Source organism: Acidaminococcus timonensis (assembly GCF_900106585.1).
GTDB classification, from domain to species: Bacteria; Bacillota; Negativicutes; order Acidaminococcales; family Acidaminococcaceae; genus Acidaminococcus; species Acidaminococcus timonensis.
Genome location: NZ_FNWH01000001.1, coordinates 1 through 3,025, shown reverse-complemented (window position 1 = coordinate 3,025; position 3,025 = coordinate 1). Strand labels below are relative to the sequence as shown.

Annotated in this window: 2 protein-coding genes; one reads left to right on the top strand and one right to left on the bottom strand. The window is 54.6% G+C overall.

Features of this window, described 5'->3' with window-relative positions; genetic code table 11:
• Positions 1 to 266: 266 nt before the first annotated feature.
• On the bottom strand, positions 267 to 1,328 hold the full coding sequence (gene trpS / locus BQ5462_RS00010; protein ID WP_071141420.1) for a tryptophan--tRNA ligase: 1,062 nt from the start codon (positions 1,326 to 1,328) through the stop codon (positions 267 to 269).
• A gap of 204 nt (positions 1,329 to 1,532) precedes the next feature.
• Between trpS and sstT the strand changes: the two genes are divergently transcribed.
• Positions 1,533 to 2,789: a serine/threonine transporter SstT gene (sstT, locus tag BQ5462_RS00005; protein ID WP_071141419.1), complete on the top strand. Its 1,257-nt coding sequence runs from the start codon at positions 1,533 to 1,535 to the stop codon at positions 2,787 to 2,789.
• The last annotated feature ends 236 nt before the right edge of the window (positions 2,790 to 3,025 follow it).

The window sequence follows — 3,025 nt, the reverse complement described above, 5'->3', positions numbered from 1 at the left end:
ACACCCTTTGTCACTGTTCAAGTATTCCAGTACTATTTTTTTCTTAAATTCATAGCTGTGTCTTGCCATAAAAAAACTAACCCCCAATTGTTAGATTTTTGGTCTAACAATTGGGGGTCAGCTCACCTCCCACTTATTAATTTGTGTCCCCCAGAAAGGGGGAAAGGACCCGCTTGCGAGTAGGGGGTCTCACACCCGATGTGCGAACCCATCCACCGTCCATTCGGACGGTCCCCCTTCCCTTTCAGGGAAGGACAGTGACTCTCTCATTTTAAAAGGTTGTTGTCCTCGAAGTAATCGATCCGCATGGCGTGGCGTACTTCGGCCAGGGTGCCGGCAGCCTTTTCTTCGGCCCGGGCAGTCCCTGCCTTGAGGATGTCCACCACCTCCGGTTTGCGGGCTTCCCAGTATTCCCGGCGCTCCCGGATGGGACCCAGCACCGTCTGCAGCACGTTGTTCAGGAACTTCTTGATTTTCATGTCTCCCAGGCCGCCCTTCCGGTAATGGGCTTTCAGCTCATCCAGGTTGGCATAGTCCGGCAGGAATTCAGCGAAATGGTCCGGGGTGCTGAAGGCATCCAGATAGGTGAACACCGTGTTCCCTTCCACATGGCCCGGATCGCTGACCTGGATGTGGGTGGGGTCGGTGTACATGCTCATGACTTTCTTCTTGATGGTGGCTGCATCATCGCTCAGGTAGATGCAGTTGCCCAGGGATTTGCTCATCTTGGCCTTGCCGTCCAGGCCGGGCAGCCGCAGGCAGGCTTTGTTGGACGGCAGCACGATTTCCGGTTCCGTCAGGGTCTCTCCGTATACGCTGTTGAACTTGTGCACGATTTCCCGGCACTGTTCCAGCATGGGTTCCTGGTCTTCACCGGCAGGCACGTGGGTGGCATGGAAAGCCGTGATGTCAGCCGCCTGGCTCACCGGATAGCAGAAAAAGCCCAGGGGTACACTGGCTTCGAAATTCTTCTGCTGGATCTCGGCCTTGACAGTGGGGTTCCGCTGCACCCGGGCCACGGTCACCAGGTCCATATAATAGGTAGTCAATTCGAACAGTTCCGGGATCAGGCTCTGGATGAAGATGGTGGCCTTTTCCGGATCGATGCCCACGGCCAGGTAATCCAAGGCTACCTGCAGCACGTTCTGGCGCACCTTTTCGGGGTTTTCTGCATTATCCGTCAGAGCCTGGGCATCGGCGATCATGAAATAGACTTCGTCGAATCTGCCGCTGTTCTGCAGCAGTACCCGTTCCTTCAGGCTCCCTACGTAATGGCCTACATGGAGATGCCCTGTGGGCCGGTCCCCGGTCAGAATGATTTTCGTCATGACTGTATCTCTCCTTTGTTGCATACTGGCTGCATACCAACATTCTTACATATAAGTATAACTATACTATGAATGGCCGGTTTCTTCAAGGCCCTGAAAAAAGTCCATACTGAAAAAACACTTGTGTTTTCAACAAGAATACTATATACTAATGAACGGTTCATTGCCATAATTTTCTAATTACTAGAAAGGAAGTAGAAATTCATGAACGCATTCATCCATCGACTCAAAAAGGTTCCCCTGATCCAGCAGATCGCGGTAGGCCTTGTCATCGGCATCCTGATTGCTGTGTTCCTGCCGGGCGTCGTGCCCGTTGTCAGCATCTTCGGGGATCTGTTTGTCAGCGCTCTGAAAGGGGTAGCGCCTCTCCTGGTGTTCATCCTGGTCATGAACGCCATGGTGCAGCGCAAAGAGGGCGGTGACACCAACATGAAACCCATCATCACCCTGTATGTGATCGGCACCTTCGCCGCTTCCATCGTGGGGGTGACCCTGTCCTTCCTGTTCCCCCAGACTCTGGTGCTGCAGCTGGGCAACAGCAAAGTGAACCCGCCCAGCGGTATCGCCGAAGTGGTCCACAACCTGATCATGAACATCGTGGACAGCCCGGTGCATGCCCTTTTAACCGCCAACTACATCGGGATCCTGGCCTGGGCCGTGATCATCGGGATGGCCCTGCATACCTGTGCTGGTGACGAAACCAAGCGGATGCTGAAAGATCTCAGCGAAGGTATCACGAAAGTGGTCACCTGGGTCATCCACCTGGCTCCCCTAGGCATCATGGGCCTGGTCACCCAGAGTATCAGCGCCAGCGGCCTGTCCGCCATTGTTTCCTACTTCAGCCTGCTGGGGGTCCTCTTGAGCTCCTATTTCCTGGTGGCTCTCGTCATGAACCCTCTGATTGTATACCTGAACGTACACAAGAACCCCTACCCGCTGGTCTGGGCCACCATTAAGGAAAGCGGCATCTATGCCTTCTTCACCCGCAGCTCCGCCGCCAACATCCCGGTGAACCTGAACCTGTGCAAACGGCTGGGGCTGAACCCGGATACGTACACCATCTCCATTCCCCTGGGAGCTACCATCAACATGGCCGGTGCCTCCATCACCATTTCCGTGCTGGCCCTGGCCGCGGCCCATACTTTGGGCGTGTCCGTCGACCTGCCCACGGCGCTGCTGTTGTGCATCGTCTCCACGGTGGGTGCCTGCGGGGCCTCCGGTGTAGCCGGCGGTTCCCTGCTGCTGATCCCCGTGGCCTGTGCCTCCTTCGGCATCGGCAACGACATCGCCATGCAGGTGGTGGGTGTGGGATTCATCATCAGCATCATCGAAGATGCCTGTGAGACAGCCCTGAACAGCAGCAGCGACGTACTGTTCACCGCCACCGCCGAATACGCCAGCCGGGCCCGGAAAGGTACGCTGAAAGCGGAAGATATGGTTCCGAAAGAAGACGAGGAGTAAAGAGAGACAATAAGGGAGCTGTGAAATAATGATTCACAGCTCCTTAAATTTGCCAGCGTGAGCTGGCTTCCATCGGCTAGTGACTAGTGACCAGTGACAACAAAAAGGACTTGATGTGACCCCAAAAAGTTAGACCTTAGTAACGAGATGGTTTTTACCGTCTCGTTACTTTTTTATGCTGCCTGCAAGGAAAGCCTGTATTGAACAGGACTTTTCCAGCCCAGTTTTTCCTTGAT

What these genes read in the sequence shown, in the direction of transcription:
- sstT (WP_071141419.1), top strand. Translation starts at nt 1,533, where the DNA reads ATGAACGCATTCATCCATCGACTCAAAAAGGTTCCCCTGATCCAGCAG.
- trpS (WP_071141420.1), bottom strand. Translation starts at nt 1,328, where the DNA reads ATGACGAAAATCATTCTGACCGGGGACCGGCCCACAGGGCATCTCCAT.